The following is a 17,797-nucleotide window of genomic DNA, read 5'->3' on the forward strand; positions in this document are numbered from 1 at the left end:
CATGATGAACATGATGCATTGCGCAGGAAAAGTGATGAAGAGGACGCGCCGATTTGTGCCGGCAATGGTTCTCGGCTTGCTCCTTGCCGCACCATCGGCTTTCGCGGCCCCGGGCGCGGAGCGGATAGGCGTGGTTGATTTCGGAAGGATCATGCAGCAGATGCCGGAAACCAAACAGGCAGAAGCAAGCCTGCAGGCAACAGCTGCCCCCTTGCAGAAAGAACTGGAGCGCATGAAAAGCGACTTCGAAAAAGCAGTTGGAGCATACAAGCAGCAGGCGCCTTCCATGGCAAAAGCCGCAAGAGATCAGAAAGAAAAGGAACTGAACCTGAAAGGCCAGGCAATACAGAAATATCAGCAGGACAAGTTTGGACGTGGAGGCATCGTGGACAAGAAAGAACAGGAACTGATCGCTCCGATCCGACAGAAAGCTCTCGGCGCCGTACAGTCACTTGCACAGAAAGACGGGTTCACGCTTGTGCTCGACAAATCCGTCATGATCTACGGTACTGCCGACCACGATCTCACGTTCAAGGTGATGAATCAGCTGAACATTAAATAATTTCCTGTTGATTTCGCGTTGAAACGCTTTGCAATTTTTCTGAACCTGACGGCTTTTCTGCTCTCAGGCGGCTGCGGCGCTCCCCCTGAGGAGCGCCGTTCGCTTGAGACGCCTTTCGAGGCAGATAAACAACCCGTACAGGAGAGCTGGAACCTCGATCTCGCGCTTACGGACGCCGGCATTAAAAAAGCATCCCTCAGGGCCGCACATGCCGAGGAATTCCAGAGAGAGGGAAAGAGCGTCTATATCCTTGAGGGCGGAGTTGCCGTTGCGTTTTACGGCAATACCGGCAATCCCCCGACCACCATAACGGCCGACAGGGCTGTGGTACATGAAAATCAGGATATCGAAGCATACGGCAACGTGGTCGCCACGTCCGGACAGACCGTGCTGAAAACGACTTACCTCAAACGTACGGCTGAAGACAGGCTGATCCGTTCGAACAGCCGCGTCGCCATATCAGATCCCGATGGAACCGTTCAGGGCATCGGTTTCGAAAGCGACGAGGCCCTGAAAAAGTACAGAATTTTCAAAGCCAGCGGCGAAGCTCTTGTCAAGTAACCGATAAACCAACCGTCTAATCTGTTCATGAAATTACATCTGCTGAAATCAAAAATACATAACGCGATCGTAACAAGCGGAGACCTTGAATATGAGGGAAGCATCACCATAGACAGCGAACTGCTCGAGCTTGCCGAAATGATTCCGAACGAAAAGGTTCTCGTCGTCAATAACAACAACGGCGAACGCTTCGAAACCTACATCATAAAGGGGGCTCACGGTTCAAGAGAGATACAGCTCAATGGCGCTGCAGCGCGTTGCGCGCTGCCCGGCGATGAAATCATCATCATGACATTCGCCCTTATCGATCAGGAAAAGGCGTTGCAGCATAAACCGATGGTGCTTATCGTAGACCGGAGCAATAATCCGAAACGCAGGCACCGCGTCGGCGAAGAAGACGAACCGCTGTCGTAACCCCCTTATAAACGAAATGTAGCGACTATGGCGCTTGCAATCATCATCATGGCGGCAGGAAAAGGAACCCGTATGCAATCCGATCTGCCGAAAGTACTGCATCCTGCGAATGGAAAACCGATAGTAGAATATGTGATTCATACTGCGGAAAGCCTCATGCCTGAAAAAACGGTACTTATCGTCGGCCATCGGGCCGAACAGGTTATTGAGGCGATGGCTATGTTTCCTGTCGTCCCTGTCCTGCAGCAGCCTCAACTCGGCACAGGACATGCCGTCATGCAGGCTGAGCCGGCTCTTGGCGGGTTTTCGGGCGACGTGCTGATTCTTTCGGGTGACGCACCGCTTGTGCGAAGGAAAACGCTTGCGGAACTGATCGCATTCCACCGTCAGGAGCAGGCAAGGGCAACCGTGCTGACGGCAGAACTTGACGATCCTTCCGGATACGGAAGAATCGTGAGAAACCCGGATAACGGCGAGGTCTTGCGAATCGTCGAGCACAAGGATGCAACCGCTGAAGAACGCATGGTGCATGAAATCAATTCCGGCGTCTATGTATTCGATGCGGAGGTGCTGTTCGAAGCGCTGAAAGAGATCAGGGCCGATAACGCCCAGGGTGAGTACTATCTTACCGACGTTTTCGGCATCTGTTTCGACAAAGGCAGAAAGGTATGCGCATGGAAAACGGGGCATGCCGATGAAATCCGCGGCATCAATACGCCGGAGCAGCTTCTCGAAGCGGAACGGATCCTGAAGCTGCCCGGATACGAAAGAGGGTGATTCCTGTTATTTTCTTGAGCGACGGGGCTTTTTCACATCCGACTCGTCGGCTATTTTCTGCCTGCTGCCGGCGGCCAGACGCGACGGAGAGGCATCTTCGACAGCCCTGTCGTCGATCTGAATTCCGGTAGTGTGCATGGAGTAGAACTCGATGAGGTTGCCGTCAGGATCCATGACGAAAAATGCCCTCCCCTCGCGTCTCTGAGCCGGACGGGTAATCAGGTGCACGCCGCGGTCGTCGAGATAAACCGCCGCCTCATCGACCTCCGAATCGGAAGCGAGGCGAAAACCGAAATGGTCTACCCTGATGTCTCTCGCTTCGGGAGCTCCGGGCGTTTCGGCCTTGACAAGCACCAGCATATCAGAATTGAGCCTCAGGTAGGTGATATTGGCGCCGACCCTGTGATCGATTTTCATCCCGAGTATGCCTGCATAAAAATCCTCGGCGAGCCGCAGGTCGTTGACGCGCAGGGTTATCTGGTTAATCCCCGTCAGTTTCATCATCATCTTCAACCTGCACCGGTTTTTGTTCTGCCGCCTTTTCGATAGTATAGTCGTACCTGCCGTTCAGATACTCTGAAACCGCCTTGTGCGAGGCTTTCTCCCGGCCTTCGAATTCAAGGCTTATGGCGATCTGCTCCGGGAAAATCCTGTCCGATTCAGACTCGCTTGCCGGATTGCGGATCATCTCCTTGTATGGCAGCAGTTTTTCTTCGAGTTCGGAGCGTTCATCTTCATGTATCTGGCGCGCTCTTTTCGAAATAGCGACCACCGTTTCGTAGAGGTTTGCATGCGCGCTCCTCAACCTGTTCAAATCAACGGGTTTAACCGACATGTATCTTGTGATTTACGTAGTTGAAAGGAATTTCGTGATTATTGCCGTCACCTCGTCGGCAGCTCTTTGCAGATCGTCGTTCACGACGACCTCGTCGAACGATGAGGCATATCCAAGCTCGAGTTCCGCCCTCTGGAGCCGCTCCTGGATGCCGACAGGGTTTTCGCCGTCCCTCGCCGTCAGCCGGGTTTTGAGCGTTTCCATATCGGGAGGCCTGATGAAAATCAGGAGAGCATTGCCGGGAAACAGCTTTTTGAGGTTCATAGCCCCCTTCACATCGAGATCGAGCAGAAGATTGCGTCCGGCATTGACCGCTTCGAGAGTTTTGTCAAGCAGCGTACCATAGTAATTGCCGAAAAAGTACTCGTACTCGATAAATCCGCCGTTTGCGATACGCTCTTCGAAATCCTGCCGATCAAGAAAATAGTAATGCACGCCATGCTCTTCGCCTGGACGTTTCGGGCGAGTCGTAGCAGAAACGGAAAAAGCGAGTCCGGCGATCCGCTTGAGAACTTTTCCCGCAATCGTTGATTTTCCGGTACCTGACGGTGCCGAAAACACAATAAGTTTTCCGTTCGCGATACACTCTGGCATGGCTTGTCACTCAATATTCTGCAACTGCTCGCGGATCTTTTCGAGTTCCTCCTTTATATGGACTACCCGCTGGGATATATCCGCGCTCTGCGATTTGGACGCAATGGTATTGGCCTCGCGCAGTTGTTCCTGAAGAAGGAAGTTGAGCTTCCTTCCCGTACCGCTTTCGCTGTTATGCAGTTCTTCGAGAAAAAATTTGTTGTGGCTTGCAAACCTGGTCAGCTCCTCGGTAATATCGAGTTTATCCGCGGCAAGCACCAGCTCCATTTCAAGACGATCGCGACTGTAAGCCATATCGCGAGCCGCAAGGCTTTCGACTTTTGCTGCAAGCCGTTTCCTGGTCTGGTCGAGATTATCGGCGGCCATCCGCCTTATATCAGCAAGCGTGCCATCAATTCCGGCTATGCGGGCGGAGAAATCCTGCGAAAGCTCCTCGCCCTCGCGACGCCGCATGCTTTTCAATGCATCGGCAGCCTCCGGCAGAAGCTCCCGAACTATCGACCACAACCACTCGACGTTCTCTTCGCTGCCGGTTTCGGAATCGAATATTTCCGAAAACCTCAACAGGTGCTCCAGCGAAACCGGAGCCGCAATGCCCGCTTCGGTCCTTACGGTTTCGAGCAGTTCTCTGTAGGCTCTCACTTTCGAAGCATTGACTACAACGGGAATGGACTGGTCGCGTTCCGTCTGCAACTGAATGAATACCGATATTTTTCCACGCTGAAACCTCGAACGCACAAGATCCCTGACGTCGAGCTCGTAGGCCGATAGCTGACGGGGAAGCTTGACGCTGATTTCCGCAAACCGGTTATTGACCGAACGAAGCTCGGCAAGAATCCTCACACCGCCTTCCACACGTTCTGCGCTGCCGTACCCGGTCATGCTTTCCAACATGGCATCTCCCTCGCTTCGTACTTTTTATTAAGAGCCGCTGCAGGGAACACCCCTGCAGGAATCAGGCAAAAACAGGGATTACTTGCGAAGATCGAGCTCGGCAATGACTTTGCGGTAGCGGTCGATATCGACGTTCTTGAGGTAGTTAAGAACTTTTTTGCGCTTTCCGACGAGCATGAGCAGGCCCCGACGGGAGTGCTTATCCTTGGGATGCTGCTGCAGGTGGCCGGTAAGATCGGTAATCCTGCGACTGAACAGCGCAACCTGAACCTCGGCTTTGCCGGTATTCCCGGCAGCTCCGCCAAACTGGGCAATAATTTCGCTCTTGTTCTCTTTTGTCAGACTCATATCGATGCATTTAGTAAGTTAAATCAACTGACCTGTAATATAATATTATTCAAAAAACAACTCGACGGTTTTTTTATCTTTTTCAAGCTGTTCCTGCAGCTCGGCAAGAGACCCGAATTTTTTTTCGTCGCGAAGAAATGCATGAAGGCTGAACCTGAGATCCCTTCCGTACAGCAGCCCCGAATATCCGAGAATGTGCGCTTCGATCTGTTTGCCTCTTTCTCCCGGTATGGTCGGCTGGCTGCCGATGTTCATCATGGCTTTGTATCGCTGAGCGGCGATTATTGTTGTCGCAGCATAGACCCCGGTATGGGGAAGCAGCTTCCTCGGGTCGGGAATCGAGAGATTGACGGTAGGATAACCCAGTGCGCGACCAAGTTTCCGACCGTCGACAACCTGCCCGCTCACCATATACGGCGCGCCGAGAAAACTGTTAGCCTCGACTATCGCTCCATTATGGAGCAGGGTTCGTATTCTTGTGCTTGAAATATGTGCACCGTCGATACGCAGCTCGCCGACAACCTGAACGGCAAAACCATGAGCCACGCCAAGCTCGGCAAGTGTGGCGCCGCTGCCTCTGCGGTTCCTGCCGAACCCGTGATCGTATCCTACCGTCACCTGTTTAGCAGAAAGCGTCCGAACCAGAAGCTCCCCGATAAACTCTTCTGAACTCCAGGCGGCAAGTTCCGGTGTAAAACGCACAACCACAAGCAGGTCCACTCCGAGCGAGCCTATCTGCCCGATCTTCTCGTCGATCGTCGTCAGGATTTCGAGTTTTTCGCCGTCTCCTCCTTTAAGCACCAGTCTCGGATGCGGATCGAAGGTCACGACCACGCTCCTGAGCGACTGCCGGCGAGCAGTTTCGAGCATGCTCGAAATGATTTTTCTGTGCCCCAGATGCACGCCGTCGAAAGAACCGACGGTCACGGCGGAATCCTCCCTCGCGTCAGATATGAGCGCATCGGGCGTACCGTACGGACACAACTGGCGATTATGGTAAACTAAAACCTGCATGGGACAATCAACTCCTTTGTACAGACGGAAGCGCGCAACCGAAAAGAATGGCTGCGACCGTTTCTTCTACGCTCAGCGAACCGCTGAGGGCATACGAACCGATCGAGGTTCTGCGGAGCGAAGCAAGATAGCCCCCGACGCCGAGCATGCGGCCGAACTCATGGGCTATCACCCTGATATAGGCTCCTTTCGAAACTTCGAGCACGAACGAAACATACGGAAGATCGACGGCGGTGATTTCAAAACGATGTATCACGATCTCCCGTGCCTTGCGCTCATTGACAACCTGCCCTTTCCTGGCCAGTTCGTAAAGACGTTTGCCGTTATGCCGGACAGCCGAATGCATGGGCGGCTGCTGGAGAGACGGGCCTGTAAAAGCCGCGGCTGCGGCATGTATGGAGCGTAAATCGAGATGTGCCGTATCGCAATGGCCGTATTCCGGCGTTTCGGTATCGTGGCTTTCGGTTTGAGCGCCAAGTCTGATAGTACCTTCATAGACCTTGTCCAATGCCTCCAGCCCGGATATTTCGCGTGTTTTTCTGCCGGTGGCAAGAATAAGCAGCCCGGTAGCCCTGGGATCGAGCGTACCGCAGTGCCCCACCTTGCGTTTCATCCCGCTTTTACGGTATGCGTTTCTCACTTTGGCCACGACATCGAACGATGTCCAGTCCAGCGGCTTGTCTACCAGAAGAAACGCTCCGTTATCGCTGTTCAGCTGTTCGCTGCCATGTTCGTGCATCCCGCCGTCCTGTTTTTCCGCAAGCGTTCATTCATGCCCTTCCGGCGATTTTCTGACCTCTCTGAGCAACTGCTCGATGCGGTTTGCTTTTTCATAGAGCCGGTCCTCATAAAACTCTATCTCGGGTATTCTTCTGAAATGATGGCGGATAACCGTCGAGAGCGACTTTCGGATATTTTTAGTCTCATCGTGCAGCCATGCCATGATATCCGCCTGCTGCTCCGCGGATCCGATAATGGAAACATAGATGCGGGCGATACCGAGATCGGCGGTGACTTTGACATCGACAATCGTCAGAAGCGCACCGCTCCTCGGAAGCTCTTTTTCGAGAATGGCGCCAAGCTCATGCTGGAGCAGCGAAGCAACTTTTTCGGTTCGTATCGACATTACCCGTTTCCCGATGTTCAGAGTTTACGTTTCTTTTCAACGATACGGTATGCCTCGACAATATCGCCGTTCTTAATGTCGTCGTAATTCTTCAGTGAGACGCCGCATTCGTAGCCTGCATCGACCTCCTTGACGTCATCCTTGAAGCGCTTGAGCGTATCGAGCTGCCCGTCGTATATCTGCACGCCTTCACGCAGCAGCCTGACTTTCGAATCCCGGATAATTTTGCCTTCGAGCACATAACATCCTCCGACGTTGCCGACTTTCGGAACCCGGAATACCTGACGGATTTCCAGCGAGCCGAGACTCTCCTCGTGAAGTTCCGGAGAGAGCATGCCTTCGAGCGCTTTCTCCACGTCTTCGAGCACATGATAGATGACGCTGTAGAAGCGGACATCGAGATCCTCTTTTTCCGCAAGCTTTTTGGCATTGACGTTCGGACGAACCCTGAATCCGATGATGATGGCATCCGAAGCCGCGGCAAGCAGCACGTCTGTTTCGGTGATCTGACCGACCCCCTGGTGGATGATCTGCACTTTCACCTCTTCGTTCTGGATCTTCATGAGGCCGTCGGCCAGAGCCTGGATCGAACCGTCCGTATCGGCCTTGATGATCACGTTCAGCTCTTTCATGAGGCCCTCCTTGATCTGGCGGGCAATGCTGTCGAGCTTCACGCGGGTACTGCGGCGGAACTCGTGCTCACGGCGGATGATCTGGCGTTTCTGGGCAAGCTCCCGTGCATCCCGGTCTGAGTCCATGACGGTCAGTACATCGCCGGACTGGGGGAGATCTTCGAACCCGAGCACTCTGACCGGCTGGGAAGGACCGGCAAAAAGAATCCGTTTGCCACGTTCGTCCATGAGTGCGCGAACCTTGCCCATCGTGTTTCCGGCGACGAAAGGATCGCCGACCTTCAGGAAGCCGCGCTGCACGAGCACCGTTGATATAACGCCCTTGCCCTTGTCGAGCTCGGACTCCACAATAATACCGTGGGCGTTGACCTCTCGCGAGAAATTCCCCCGCAACTCGCGGATTTCCGCCTCGGTCAGCACCTTTTCCATCAGTTCGGATATACCGATTCCCTTCTTTGCGGAAATCTCCTGGCACTGGTGCTCTCCGCCCCACTCTTCGACAAGCACTCCGGCTTCGGAAAGCTGGGTCTTGATCTTGTCGGGGTTGGCTTCGGGTTTGTCGATCTTGTTGATGGCAACAACAATCGGGACGCCGGCAGCCTTGGCATGATTGATCGCCTCGATGGTCTGCGGCATAACGCTGTCGTCCGCAGCTACCACGAGAATGACGATATCGGTTACCTGGGCTCCTCGCGCCCTCATGGCGGTAAAAGCCTCATGACCCGGAGTATCGAGGAAGGTAATCCTGCGCCGACCTTCCACGGTCACCTCATACGCTCCGATATGCTGGGTGATGCCGCCCGACTCGCCGGCGACGACATTGCTGTTGCGAATATAGTCGAGCAGCGAGGTCTTGCCGTGATCGACATGGCCCATGATCGTCACGACCGGTGGACGTACCTGCAGATCTTCGGGCTCGTCCGCCTCTTCGACAACAGCAGTTGCCTCTACTTCGGAAATGAACTCGGCTTCGAAACCGAATTCAAGCGCTATCAGCTCGATGCTTTCCTTGTCGAGGCGCTGATTGATGGTAACGAATTTGCCGAGCTGAAAGCATTTCTGGATGATATCCCTTGCGGTGACACCCATAAGTTCGGCAAGTTCATGCGGAGAAGCGAACTCGGTAACCCTGACGATCGTCTGCTGCGACTCGCGAAACGCGTCGGCAGCTTCCTGCTCGCGCTCGCGCTCGATCTTGCGCATCTTGCGGAATTTCTGACGGGAAGCTGATCCTCCGCTGTCGTCCATGCCGCTGATGGTAGTCCTGATATTGGCTGATATAACCTTGTCATCCACCTCAGGCTTTTTCTTCTTCTTGCCCTTCTTCTTTTTCGCTGCATCGTCGGTCGCCGCAGCCGCAGCGCCCTCTTCGCCGGCAGGCTTGACCACTTTCTTTTTTACGGTACCGTCTTCGGCGACGGTCGTTTCGAATTCCCCCTTGAGCTCGTCGGCCTGTTCCTGGAAATTCTTTTTACGGCCCTTCTTTTTCTTGTCGGCCTCGCTGCCGCGCTCGAAGGGGGACTGCATGTCGAGAGTGCCGATGACCGTGAGACCTCCGATATTTCTGGGAGCGGCAAAAGAAACAAGCTGCTCGTTCACCGAAGGAGTTTCGGGAACAACAGGAGCAGGTGCGGGTTCCTGAACCGCAGGAGCTTCAGGCTGCACATCCTCGATAGCGGCCGCAACGACCTCCTCCGGCCTGGCAGGCTCTTCATCAGCAGCCTGCGCTTCAGGCTCGGCATGAAAGAGTGCCGCGGCAAGGGCATCCAGTTCTTCCGTTCTGACATGTTCGGGCACGACCGGCTTTGCCTGCAGAACGGCTCCCTCTTTTTTAACGTCCTGGCCTGCCGCCGAAGTCACTCCGCTGCTGAGAGTTTCCTTCAGCTGGCGTTCCTTTTCATAGGTTTTCCTGGACTGCTCTTCGAGCCTTGAAAGCCTGCGCTGCTTTTCCTGCCTGATTTTCAACGTCTCATCGACCATTTTCTTCTCATCGCTGAAATGGCCGAAAATCAACTCGCGAGTACCCTGATCGACCATAGAGGATGTAGACGCCACGCGGCCCCCTTCCTGTTTGACAAACTGCAGGACTTCCTGGGGACTGACCTGAAGTTCCCTTGCTATGTCGCTGATACGAAATCGTTTTTCCATCTCCTCAATGGCCATTACATCCTCCTGTCGATTTTATAGACTCTTAATCCTCTCTCTGTTATCTCCGGGGTACCGCTCCGCTTACTCTTCCGTATCCGGAAAAATCGACTCCTTTTCGTCGAACAGGTCGCACAGATCGGCATCTGTGAACTGATCCCTGACCGTACGGTAGATATTGTCGGCGATCTTCTTCCAGTATCGCTTTTCCTCGTCGGTGACTTTGCGTTCTCTCGGTTTGAGCGGCGTCTTCCGGCTGCTTTTTCCGAAAACCAGCACCTCCTCGATCCTTACCGGTCCTACAAGCGCCTGCTCGATCTCTTCGACGCCGGCTTTGAGCACTTTTTTGGCAGTATCGAGTCCTGCATCGAGAAGCTGGTAAATCATGTCGTCGCCAAACTCCTCGCGGAATTCGATGATATCGATATCCGTGGGATCCTCCATCGACTTGTCGATAACATCCCGGTAGACGTCGATCTCGTAACCCGTAAGTTTTTCTGCCAGATGGATATTGTTGCCATTCTTGCCGATAGCGTACTTGATCTGATCGGGCTTGAGCATCACCCTTGCCTTGCGTGTTTTCATGTCTGCATGCACCGTAAGCGGATCGATCTTTGCCGGCTGCAGCGCCCTGGCAATAAAGATCTGCGGCTCGTCGGTATAGTAGATAACGTCGATATTTTCGTTATTGAGCTCTTTGACGATGCTCTGTATGCGCTTGCCGCGATATCCGACGCTCGCGCCAACCGGATCGATACGCGAACTGGTCGATTCCACTGCGACTTTAGCGCGTTCTCCAGGCACGCGGGCAATTCCCTTGATGACAATGAGTCCATCGAGAATCTCCGGAACTTCGTGTTCGAACAATTTATACAGGAACCTGTCGTCAACCCTCGAAACGATCACTTTCATGCCGCCGTCCGGCTTTTCGCGCTCTACTATTTCCCCGTCATCGAGGCGAACCTTGACCTTCTCGCGCTCTATCCGCTTGACGTAGAGCTTCATCCTCGGAGTGCGGCGCGGATTATCCTTCTTCATCATTTCCGATTTCGGAAGCACCAGCTCGACCCGATGGTCCTTTGAGGTATTGTAGGTGAAAATAACCTCGTTAGACCGGACCTGATAGACCTCGCCGGCTACAACCTCCCCCACTTTTTCAAGGCACTCCTCGTAAACGACGAGACGTTCGAGATCGCGGACTTTCTTCTGAACGGACTGCTTGATGATCTGTATTGATTTTCTGCTCAGATAATCCTCAAGACGAATGGGCCCCTCTTCATAGTAATCCCCGAGTTCAAGGGAATCGTCGATTTTCCTTACTTCGTCCAGACTGATTTCGATAGCGGGAATATCGACTTCGCTGACAATCTTTCTGAGAATATAGACTTCGAAATCGCCCCGTTCAGGATTGATGAAAATATTGGCCTCGACCTCAGGATCATAATCCTTGCGGAGCTGCTTCTGGATAATATCCTTGAGAAGATCAGCAATATCCATCTTGACAGCCGCACTCTCCACTTTCTTGTCAAGAAAAATCTTCGACTGCTCGATCTCGCCGAACGCACCTGCAATCTGCGCCCTCCTGTCCTGACCTTCCGCTTTTACCTGCTTTCTCGCCATCTCATTTGCTGATTGTGCTTATAAAAAGTAAAAATTCTCCCGTTATGCCTGAACCGCTACCATTCAACTTCCGGAACCGCCCTGACGATGCGCCCGAGCGCAAGCTCAATGAGCTCCGGCCTGACGCCTGTCTTTTTTTTACCTGTTTTCAACAAGGCGAGTTCCAGCGACGTCACGCTATCGGCAGCCATAATAACCCTGACCAGCCGACCGGTAACTGTTGCCTCTTCACCCTGCTCTCCGGTATAAACAACCCGCAGCAGCCTGCCGGTATGCCGGATATACTGCCTTGGATTAATGATAGCTTCGCCAAGTCCCGGAGAAGAAACTTCAAGATCGAAATCCTCGCCGGTCAATAGCGGTAGCTCAACATCGGTTTCGAGCAGTTCCCGTATCCTTCGGCTGAAAAATGAACACTGGTCAATGCGTATACCCTTGTCGCTGTCCAGCAGCACCTCGATTTTCCTGTGCCTTCCGGCCCCTTTCACCTGCAGCCGGACAAGGTAGACGCCCTCGCCCCGGGTACCGGCAGACGATTCCAGCACCTGATGAATACAACGTTTGATTTTTTCTTCCACCCCTTGCATCGCCGCCTTTCGCCCTTTCTCGTTTTATCCTGAAAACAAAAAAGTGGGGTTAGCCCCACTTGTCACCTCTTTCGATCGATCTGCGCCTGTTCGAACCCTGATATGTAATGTAGCAAAAAATGGCTGAATAGTCAAGCCTCCTTGCGTGAAGAAGAATCGCTCTCTCTCAACTGCGTTCCGATCACTTCATAATCGGCGTCCTCTGTTTTTTTCCGGAAATCCGGACGCGAAACCCTCCCGTTCCCTTTTCCGGGAAGATCGACGCGATACCTGATGAAGAAACTCCTGCCCAGCAACTTAAGCACCAGGCGGACCAGAAGAATGAGCACCAGAGCGAGCAGTATGAATTTAAGCATATCGAGTAATGATGATTGCATTCAGGAAATAATGCCGCGTTCCTTTCCGGTATTATTTCCTGTATAGGGAACATTGCCGGAAAGCAGCTCGAGAAGCCGTTCTTCACGAATGCGGTAACGGAACGCCTCGACGCCGTCGACAGCAATGACGGGTATTCTGGCGCCGTAACGCTCAAGGAGATCCTCCCTGTACGAAATATCGACTTTTTCAAGGACGAAAGGCTCTGCCGACTGTACTTTATACAACACAGCCATCGCCTGATCGCACAGACAGCAATCCGGTTTTCCGTAAACCGTTACCGTATGCAGCCGGCTCATGGCTGTTGGGTTTTTATTATCGAAGCATGACGCAGACGCCCGATCACCGCATCCAGAGAAAGCGCCTCCTGGGTGGATGAAGCGAGATCCTTGAGCGGGAACAGCCCCGATGCGATTTCGTCGCCCCCAACGAACAGCGCCGATGCTGCCCGCATTCTGTTTGCTTCGCGCAACTGAGCCTTCATGCTTCTTCCTGCCAGATCGATCGTCGTGCCGACTCCAGCGCTCCGCAATCGAGCCGCTATATCGAACGCCTGGTCGAAATACTCCTGCTGCGGAACAATAATAAATACCTCCGGACCCGGCGGCACCGCCTCGGGCAGAAGCCTCTGCTTCTGCATGGCAATCAGCAGTCGCTCCATACCGACAGCGAACCCGGCGGCAGGAACCTCTTTCGGGCTGCCGAGTTCCAGAGCAAGGGAATCGTATCTTCCTCCGCCGCCAAGCGCATCCTGCGCGCCAAGCGCCGTACATGAAACCTCAAACGCAGTATAGCTGTAGTAATCAAGACCGCGAACCAGAAGATGATCGATACTGAAATCGATACCCCGTCCGGCGAGGTAACCGAGGACCTGATCGAAATCCCTGCGAGCCTCATCGCCCAGATGCTCATGCAGTTTGGGAGCGCCGGAAACGATCTCCTGCATATCGGGATTTTTCGAATCGAGTATCCTCAGCGGATTCTTTTCGAACCGTTCCCTGGATGCCTGGTCAAGCATTCCGTAATGCGGCGCCAGGTATGAACGCAGCTCCTCCCTGTACATCCTCCGGTCATCGGCGCTTCCAAGCGAATTGATCCTCAGCCGCAGACCCGAGAGGCCAAGCTCACCGAATACCTGCATCATGAACATGATAACCTCGGCAACGGCCGCAGGAGATGATGCCCCGAGCAGTTCCGCGCCGAACTGCGTAAACTGACGCTGACGTCCCGCCTGGGGTCGCTCCTTCCGGAACAGTTCGCTGATATAGTAGAGCTTCTGTACCGGAGCCGAAACAAGCAGATTTTTCTGCAGCACCGCACGCATCACGCCTGCGGTCATCTCGGGCCTGAGCGTTATCGAGCGTTCGGAGCCATCGGGACAGAAGGTGAACATCTCCTTGCCGACAATATCGGTAGAGGCGCCTATGCTCCGCTGAAACAGCTCGGTATACTCAAAAACCGGAGTGCGTATCTCGCTGAAACCGAAAACACCGGCAAGCCGGCGTATCACTTCCTCGACATATTTCCATTGCACCATCTCATCGGGAAAAATATCCCGCGCTCCCTTTACGACCTGATAACTCGACATACGATTCTCTGGCAAACCTGTTCTGTTAATCCACTATTCAATTCCATCACGAAATCTTTCCTCCGCCATTCCCACATTTCCCTCCCATCTTTTATCTCCTGACTCCCATCTCCTATCTCCTGTTTCCTTCCTCATATCTGCGGAAAATCCTTCTCTTCCTCGCGGAACAACGCCAAAACGCCATCCGGAGAACCCTCGGCGATAAGCCGTTCCCTGAAATCGTTGCGACCCGCAAGCCTCGTAATGCGTCCGAGCAGCTTCAGGTGCTCGGCAAGCATCTCTTCCGGCGTGGCAAGAAGAAAAACGATCCTGACCGGTTCGTTATCGATAGCATCGAAATCGAGATCATGCTTCAAGGTGGCAAGGGCGAGCACCGGCTGCGTAACCGAAGCGGTTTTGGCATGCGGCAGGGCGATCTTCTTGCCGATCCCTGTCGACATTTCCTGCTCACGACGCAGGACATCGCTGCGCAGCCTCGCGGCATCCTTCACGCCGGGATGGCCGGAAACAATCGAGAGCATGGCATCGATAACCTGGCTTTTTGTTTCCAGTTCGAGATTCAGGGCGATATAGCCGGCGGAAAGAAGAGTTTCGATTTTCATTGTCACACAACCTTGCAATTATGATCCAGTCCGTTTCGAGTCCGGATCACTCTCCAGCCTCGTGAAAACAAGCTTGTAATATAAAAAAAATTGATCGGGTACTGTACAACCCTTTCTGTGGATTGCTAAAGCCGGGAAGATAAAAAATAAACAATCGGGGAAACGAACATGATGGTGTCGAACCGGTCGAGCACGCCCCCATGGCCGGGAATAAGCGAAGAGGAATCCTTGACCCCGGCGTCGCGCTTGAACATCGATTCGATAAGATCGCCTGCGGGACTTACCGCGCCGATCAGAACGCCTGTAAAAAAAACTGCTGCCGGAGAAAGCTGCGTCATCAGCTGAAAGCAGACCGCCGAAGCCGCAACGCTTCCGGCAAGCCCCGCCATATATCCCTCCCACGTCTTGCTCGGGCTGAGCCGCTCGAAAAGTTTCCTTCTGATAAACCGTCCCCCGAGCATGCTCCCGCCGAAATAAGCCGAAATATCGGCAGCCCAGACGCAAACGAACATCAGCAGAACCAGCGCTTCGCCCTCGCCGTCATGCCCATGGCGACGCAGCTGCAGCAAGGCTCCGAAACAGAGGTTCACGTAAAGAAGTGCCGTCAGAACGGAACCGAGATTGAGCAGAGGGGAACCATCCTTTCGAAACAGCTCGATCACGAAAAGCAGCAGAACAACTCCGAGCAGCAGTTCCCAGGTATCTACCGTACCGGTATAGAAATTAAGCTGCAGAAGAACCGTCAGAAACAACGCGAGCCAGAGCGGAGGAGGCGCCGCCTTGTGCATTGCGAGCCGGTAGAACTCATAGGTAGCCGCAAGCGAAAGCACAAGAAGCAGCAGAAAAAAAGCCAATCCTCCGAGTTTGATTACCCAGACCAGAACCGGTATGCCTGCAATGGCCACCAGAACACGCTGCAGAAGATTGATGCCGAGAAGCTTTCCCATAGAAATCGATTAACGAAAAAAACTGCTTGCCGATTCAGGAGCACGAGGCCCTGAACCGGCGCATGAAAAACGCAAATAGAAACAGACTGCCGGCAACGGCAGACCACCACCAGAACGACAAAACCAGCCCGTAGGGCTCTTCCGGTGACGGCCCGAAAGCATGAATAACGGCAAGTGCCGCAATATTATTGAAAAGATGTACGAAAACCGGCACGGCAAGGTTATCGCTTTTCAGGAAAATATACCCAATATACCACCCCAGAATCGTAAGCGGAACAAGATTGGCCGCACTGAGGTGAAAAACCGCAAAAACGAATCCGGTGAAAAGCACGGAACCTGACGGGGTAAGCGCCTTATACCAGTTCTGCTGCAGATATCCCCTGAACAGCAGCTCCTCGCATAAAGCCGGCGTCAGGGCAAGCACAATGGCGACAACGGCGGCCTCGCCGGGCGAATGCACTCCCGCGAGCCTCTGAATTACGGCATCGAGCAGCTTGCGGCTCTCGACCACCCCCGCGCCGGCCGGGCCGAGAGCAGGCCATAAAAAAAGATCCTGAAGTTCGATAACGGAATAAAGCAGCGGCTGCAGCGAAATCATTCCGAGAACAGCATACAGAACCTGCCGAAGGGAAACCGTTTCCTTTACGCCCAGAAACTGCAGCGATGTCCTCGATACCGGCAGCGGACTCCGCGTATGCACCCATGCAAGCAGCAGTACCGGCAGCCCGAGAACAAGCACCTGAGCGGCAACCTGTGAAAAACGCAAAGCCCCAACCATCCCGGCTCCACCCTGCACAGGATCGTGAACCGCCGATATGCCGCCGGGCAGAACCATCAGCAGAACACTGCCGGCAATTGCATAAAACGCCATCAGGGCCAGCAGCACGAAAGCGCTGAACAGAAACGACGGCCTGTCATCCAGCTTAAGCAACATGCAGATGAACGGAGGATAATTGAAAAAAACATCTAATTTTAACGAAGGCCGGTTACGGCGAACCGAAGCTGAGTATACGAAACACCGGTATCAAACCTCCCGAAAAATACGCAAGGCATTTCCGGTTGCCCGCACAACAAACAATATGGTTTCTCCATGAGAATTCTCCTCATGAACTCCGCAAGAACCTGGGGCGGAACGGAAAAATGGACCTGCATGGCGGCAGAATCGCTTGCAGAAGCAGGCCATCAAACAATGCTGGTCTATCGGCGCGAGGTCGTCGGGAACCGGTTCAGCATAAAAAAATACCGCCTTCCCTGCCTGAGCCATATCGACATGTATACGCTCTACAAACTTGTGCGCCTGATCAGAAAAGAGAAAATCGAAGTCGTCATTCCTACAAAGCGAAAGGACTATTTCCTGGCCGGCATAGCTGGGCGAATCACCGAAACGCCTGTCATCGCCCGACTTGGGGCAGACCGCAGACTTCGCTGGCCATGGCAACGATTCATGTATGCCACCCTCCCCGAAGCTCTCATCGTAAACGCAGAAAAAATCAGGGATACCCTTCTCCGTACCGGCTGGTTCCGGAAAGCGCGGATCAAGGTCATATATAACGGACTTGACACGAAAGAAATCGATCGCCTGAAGCATGAACCCGCTGAAAAACCTTATCCGTTCACCATAGGAGCGCTCGGCCGGGTAACCAGAAACAAAGGATTCGACTATCTGATCCGCTCCTTTGCACTTTTCATCAGGAGCAACCCGAATGCAGATGCAGGACTCGTTATCATGGGAGAAGGAGCCGATCAGCCGGAATTCGAAACTCTGGCAAGTAAACTTGGCATAGCAGACCGGGTACGTTTCACCGGCTTCATCGCAAATCCTTACCCGATGCTGCGGCAATGCGACATCTTTGCCATGACGTCAACGAATGAAGGGCTTTCCAACGCATTGCTCGAAGCCATGTACCTCGAATGCGCTCCTGTCAGCACATTTGCCGGCGGTGTACAAGAAGTCATTGATGAAGAAAGTAACGGCTTTCTGGTTGACTACGGCAACGAAGAACGCCTTGCCTCCATCATCGAACGGCTTTACCGGAACGAAAACGAAAGGCAAATCATTGCCCACCGGGCAAAAGAGACCGTCATCCGACAATTCAGCATCCCTGTCATGACTGAAAGCATTGTAACATTCTGTAAAGAAATCTATGACCAGGCAGTGTAAAATCAACAAAAACCT

The 17,797-nt window shown here is 53.4% G+C and carries 22 protein-coding genes; 5 read left to right on the forward strand and 17 right to left on the reverse strand.

Annotated features, from left to right (window positions below; all coding sequences use genetic code 11):
- Position 1: 1 nt before the first annotated feature.
- From K4305_RS03435 to K4305_RS03450, 4 genes are read left to right on the forward strand one after another with little or no spacing between them, the layout of a single operon-like run.
- Positions 2–562 (forward strand): OmpH family outer membrane protein, encoded by a 561-nt coding sequence (locus K4305_RS03435; RefSeq protein ID WP_331560936.1) that lies wholly within the window; start codon positions 2–4, stop codon positions 560–562.
- A gap of 18 nt (positions 563–580) precedes the next feature.
- A complete protein-coding gene (gene lptC, locus K4305_RS03440) occupies positions 581–1,123 on the forward strand; it encodes an LPS export ABC transporter periplasmic protein LptC (protein WP_331560937.1) in 543 nt (180 codons plus the stop codon).
- Between the two features lie 27 nt (positions 1,124–1,150).
- Positions 1,151–1,537 (forward strand): aspartate 1-decarboxylase, encoded by a 387-nt coding sequence (panD, locus tag K4305_RS03445; protein WP_331560938.1) that lies wholly within the window; start codon positions 1,151–1,153, stop codon positions 1,535–1,537.
- Positions 1,538–1,564: 27 nt separating this feature from the next.
- The gene (locus tag K4305_RS03450) at positions 1,565–2,314 is read left to right on the forward strand and encodes a sugar phosphate nucleotidyltransferase (RefSeq protein WP_331560939.1); all 750 of its coding nucleotides are present in this window, start codon (positions 1,565–1,567) and stop codon (positions 2,312–2,314) included.
- 6 nt (positions 2,315–2,320) lie between these two features.
- Here K4305_RS03450 and K4305_RS03455 read toward each other — a convergent pair whose 3' ends face one another.
- From K4305_RS03455 to K4305_RS03535, 17 genes are all read right to left on the reverse strand, one after another.
- On the reverse strand, positions 2,321–2,818 hold the full coding sequence (locus K4305_RS03455; protein WP_331560989.1) for a VOC family protein: 498 nt from the start codon (positions 2,816–2,818) through the stop codon (positions 2,321–2,323).
- Positions 2,796–3,149: a DNA-directed RNA polymerase subunit omega gene (locus K4305_RS03460; protein ID WP_331560940.1), complete on the reverse strand. Its 354-nt coding sequence runs from the start codon at positions 3,147–3,149 to the stop codon at positions 2,796–2,798. The genes K4305_RS03455 and K4305_RS03460 overlap by 23 nt, the downstream gene beginning before the upstream one ends.
- Positions 3,150–3,161: 12 nt before the next feature.
- Positions 3,162–3,743 carry a guanylate kinase gene (gene gmk, locus K4305_RS03465; protein ID WP_331560941.1) on the reverse strand — a complete coding sequence of 194 codons (582 nt, stop codon included), beginning with the start codon at positions 3,741–3,743 and terminating at the stop codon, positions 3,162–3,164.
- Positions 3,744–3,749: 6 nt separating this feature from the next.
- Positions 3,750–4,637 carry a YicC/YloC family endoribonuclease gene (locus K4305_RS03470; protein ID WP_331560942.1) on the reverse strand — a complete coding sequence of 296 codons (888 nt, stop codon included), beginning with the start codon at positions 4,635–4,637 and terminating at the stop codon, positions 3,750–3,752.
- Positions 4,638–4,715: 78 nt separating this feature from the next.
- Positions 4,716–4,985 carry a 30S ribosomal protein S15 gene (gene rpsO / locus K4305_RS03475; RefSeq protein ID WP_331560943.1) on the reverse strand — a complete coding sequence of 90 codons (270 nt, stop codon included), beginning with the start codon at positions 4,983–4,985 and terminating at the stop codon, positions 4,716–4,718.
- Between the two features lie 45 nt (positions 4,986–5,030).
- Positions 5,031–5,999: a bifunctional riboflavin kinase/FAD synthetase gene (locus tag K4305_RS03480; RefSeq protein WP_331560944.1), complete on the reverse strand. Its 969-nt coding sequence runs from the start codon at positions 5,997–5,999 to the stop codon at positions 5,031–5,033.
- Positions 6,000–6,006: 7 nt separating this feature from the next.
- Positions 6,007–6,738 carry a tRNA pseudouridine(55) synthase TruB gene (gene truB / locus K4305_RS03485; RefSeq protein WP_331560945.1) on the reverse strand — a complete coding sequence of 244 codons (732 nt, stop codon included), beginning with the start codon at positions 6,736–6,738 and terminating at the stop codon, positions 6,007–6,009.
- 27 nt (positions 6,739–6,765) lie between these two features.
- On the reverse strand, positions 6,766–7,125 hold the full coding sequence (gene rbfA, locus K4305_RS03490; RefSeq protein WP_331560946.1) for a 30S ribosome-binding factor RbfA: 360 nt from the start codon (positions 7,123–7,125) through the stop codon (positions 6,766–6,768).
- A gap of 17 nt (positions 7,126–7,142) precedes the next feature.
- Complete coding sequence (gene infB / locus K4305_RS03495) at positions 7,143–9,920, reverse strand: translation initiation factor IF-2 (protein WP_331560947.1); 2,778 nt, start codon at positions 9,918–9,920, stop codon at positions 7,143–7,145.
- A gap of 66 nt (positions 9,921–9,986) precedes the next feature.
- Positions 9,987–11,522, reverse strand: a complete 1,536-nt coding sequence (nusA, locus tag K4305_RS03500) for a transcription termination factor NusA (protein WP_331560948.1) — start codon at positions 11,520–11,522, stop codon at positions 9,987–9,989.
- Positions 11,523–11,578: 56 nt separating this feature from the next.
- Positions 11,579–12,109 carry a ribosome maturation factor RimP gene (rimP, locus tag K4305_RS03505; RefSeq protein ID WP_331560950.1) on the reverse strand — a complete coding sequence of 177 codons (531 nt, stop codon included), beginning with the start codon at positions 12,107–12,109 and terminating at the stop codon, positions 11,579–11,581.
- 131 nt (positions 12,110–12,240) lie between these two features.
- Entirely contained in the window at positions 12,241–12,465 is a 225-nt protein-coding gene (locus tag K4305_RS03510; protein WP_331560951.1) for a hypothetical protein, read from the reverse strand.
- 21 nt (positions 12,466–12,486) lie between these two features.
- Entirely contained in the window at positions 12,487–12,783 is a 297-nt protein-coding gene (locus tag K4305_RS03515) for a glutaredoxin family protein (protein WP_331560953.1), read from the reverse strand.
- A complete protein-coding gene (hisS, locus tag K4305_RS03520; protein ID WP_331560954.1) occupies positions 12,780–14,072 on the reverse strand; it encodes a histidine--tRNA ligase in 1,293 nt (430 codons plus the stop codon). The genes K4305_RS03515 and hisS overlap by 4 nt, the downstream gene beginning before the upstream one ends.
- Before the next feature lie 131 nt (positions 14,073–14,203).
- Positions 14,204–14,674, reverse strand: a complete 471-nt coding sequence (locus tag K4305_RS03525; protein WP_331560955.1) for a PTS sugar transporter subunit IIA — start codon at positions 14,672–14,674, stop codon at positions 14,204–14,206.
- 125 nt (positions 14,675–14,799) lie between these two features.
- Positions 14,800–15,621, reverse strand: a complete 822-nt coding sequence (locus K4305_RS03530) for a phosphatidate cytidylyltransferase (protein WP_331560956.1) — start codon at positions 15,619–15,621, stop codon at positions 14,800–14,802.
- 34 nt (positions 15,622–15,655) lie between these two features.
- Positions 15,656–16,555, reverse strand: a complete 900-nt coding sequence (locus tag K4305_RS03535; protein WP_331560957.1) for a CPBP family intramembrane glutamic endopeptidase — start codon at positions 16,553–16,555, stop codon at positions 15,656–15,658.
- A 156-nt stretch (positions 16,556–16,711) separates the two neighbouring features.
- Between K4305_RS03535 and K4305_RS03540 the strand changes: the two genes are divergently transcribed.
- Positions 16,712–17,782, forward strand: coding sequence for a glycosyltransferase (locus tag K4305_RS03540; protein WP_331560958.1), 1,071 nt, complete (start codon positions 16,712–16,714; stop codon positions 17,780–17,782).
- Positions 17,783–17,797 lie beyond the last annotated feature (15 nt).

Origin of the sequence: Chlorobium sp. (assembly GCF_036528655.1) — a bacterium.
In the GTDB taxonomy this organism is placed as follows: domain Bacteria; phylum Bacteroidota; class Chlorobiia; order Chlorobiales; family Chlorobiaceae; genus Chlorobium.

What these genes read in the sequence shown, in the direction of transcription:
- K4305_RS03435 (WP_331560936.1), top strand. Translation starts at nt 2, where the DNA reads ATGATGAACATGATGCATTGCGCAGGAAAAGTGATGAAGAGGACGCGC.
- panD (WP_331560938.1), top strand. Translation starts at nt 1,151, where the DNA reads ATGAAATTACATCTGCTGAAATCAAAAATACATAACGCGATCGTAACA.
- K4305_RS03450 (WP_331560939.1), top strand. Translation starts at nt 1,565, where the DNA reads ATGGCGCTTGCAATCATCATCATGGCGGCAGGAAAAGGAACCCGTATG.
- K4305_RS03455 (WP_331560989.1), bottom strand. Translation starts at nt 2,818, where the DNA reads ATGATGAAACTGACGGGGATTAACCAGATAACCCTGCGCGTCAACGAC.
- K4305_RS03460 (WP_331560940.1), bottom strand. Translation starts at nt 3,149, where the DNA reads ATGTCGGTTAAACCCGTTGATTTGAACAGGTTGAGGAGCGCGCATGCA.
- gmk (WP_331560941.1), bottom strand. Translation starts at nt 3,743, where the DNA reads ATGCCAGAGTGTATCGCGAACGGAAAACTTATTGTGTTTTCGGCACCG.
- K4305_RS03470 (WP_331560942.1), bottom strand. Translation starts at nt 4,637, where the DNA reads ATGTTGGAAAGCATGACCGGGTACGGCAGCGCAGAACGTGTGGAAGGC.
- rpsO (WP_331560943.1), bottom strand. Translation starts at nt 4,985, where the DNA reads ATGAGTCTGACAAAAGAGAACAAGAGCGAAATTATTGCCCAGTTTGGC.
- K4305_RS03480 (WP_331560944.1), bottom strand. Translation starts at nt 5,999, where the DNA reads ATGCAGGTTTTAGTTTACCATAATCGCCAGTTGTGTCCGTACGGTACG.
- truB (WP_331560945.1), bottom strand. Translation starts at nt 6,738, where the DNA reads ATGCACGAACATGGCAGCGAACAGCTGAACAGCGATAACGGAGCGTTT.
- rbfA (WP_331560946.1), bottom strand. Translation starts at nt 7,125, where the DNA reads ATGTCGATACGAACCGAAAAAGTTGCTTCGCTGCTCCAGCATGAGCTT.
- infB (WP_331560947.1), bottom strand. Translation starts at nt 9,920, where the DNA reads ATGGCCATTGAGGAGATGGAAAAACGATTTCGTATCAGCGACATAGCA.
- nusA (WP_331560948.1), bottom strand. Translation starts at nt 11,522, where the DNA reads ATGGCGAGAAAGCAGGTAAAAGCGGAAGGTCAGGACAGGAGGGCGCAG.
- rimP (WP_331560950.1), bottom strand. Translation starts at nt 12,109, where the DNA reads ATGCAAGGGGTGGAAGAAAAAATCAAACGTTGTATTCATCAGGTGCTG.
- K4305_RS03510 (WP_331560951.1), bottom strand. Translation starts at nt 12,465, where the DNA reads ATGCTTAAATTCATACTGCTCGCTCTGGTGCTCATTCTTCTGGTCCGC.
- K4305_RS03515 (WP_331560953.1), bottom strand. Translation starts at nt 12,783, where the DNA reads ATGAGCCGGCTGCATACGGTAACGGTTTACGGAAAACCGGATTGCTGT.
- hisS (WP_331560954.1), bottom strand. Translation starts at nt 14,072, where the DNA reads ATGTCGAGTTATCAGGTCGTAAAGGGAGCGCGGGATATTTTTCCCGAT.
- K4305_RS03525 (WP_331560955.1), bottom strand. Translation starts at nt 14,674, where the DNA reads ATGAAAATCGAAACTCTTCTTTCCGCCGGCTATATCGCCCTGAATCTC.
- K4305_RS03530 (WP_331560956.1), bottom strand. Translation starts at nt 15,621, where the DNA reads ATGGGAAAGCTTCTCGGCATCAATCTTCTGCAGCGTGTTCTGGTGGCC.
- K4305_RS03535 (WP_331560957.1), bottom strand. Translation starts at nt 16,555, where the DNA reads ATGTTGCTTAAGCTGGATGACAGGCCGTCGTTTCTGTTCAGCGCTTTC.
- K4305_RS03540 (WP_331560958.1), top strand. Translation starts at nt 16,712, where the DNA reads ATGAGAATTCTCCTCATGAACTCCGCAAGAACCTGGGGCGGAACGGAA.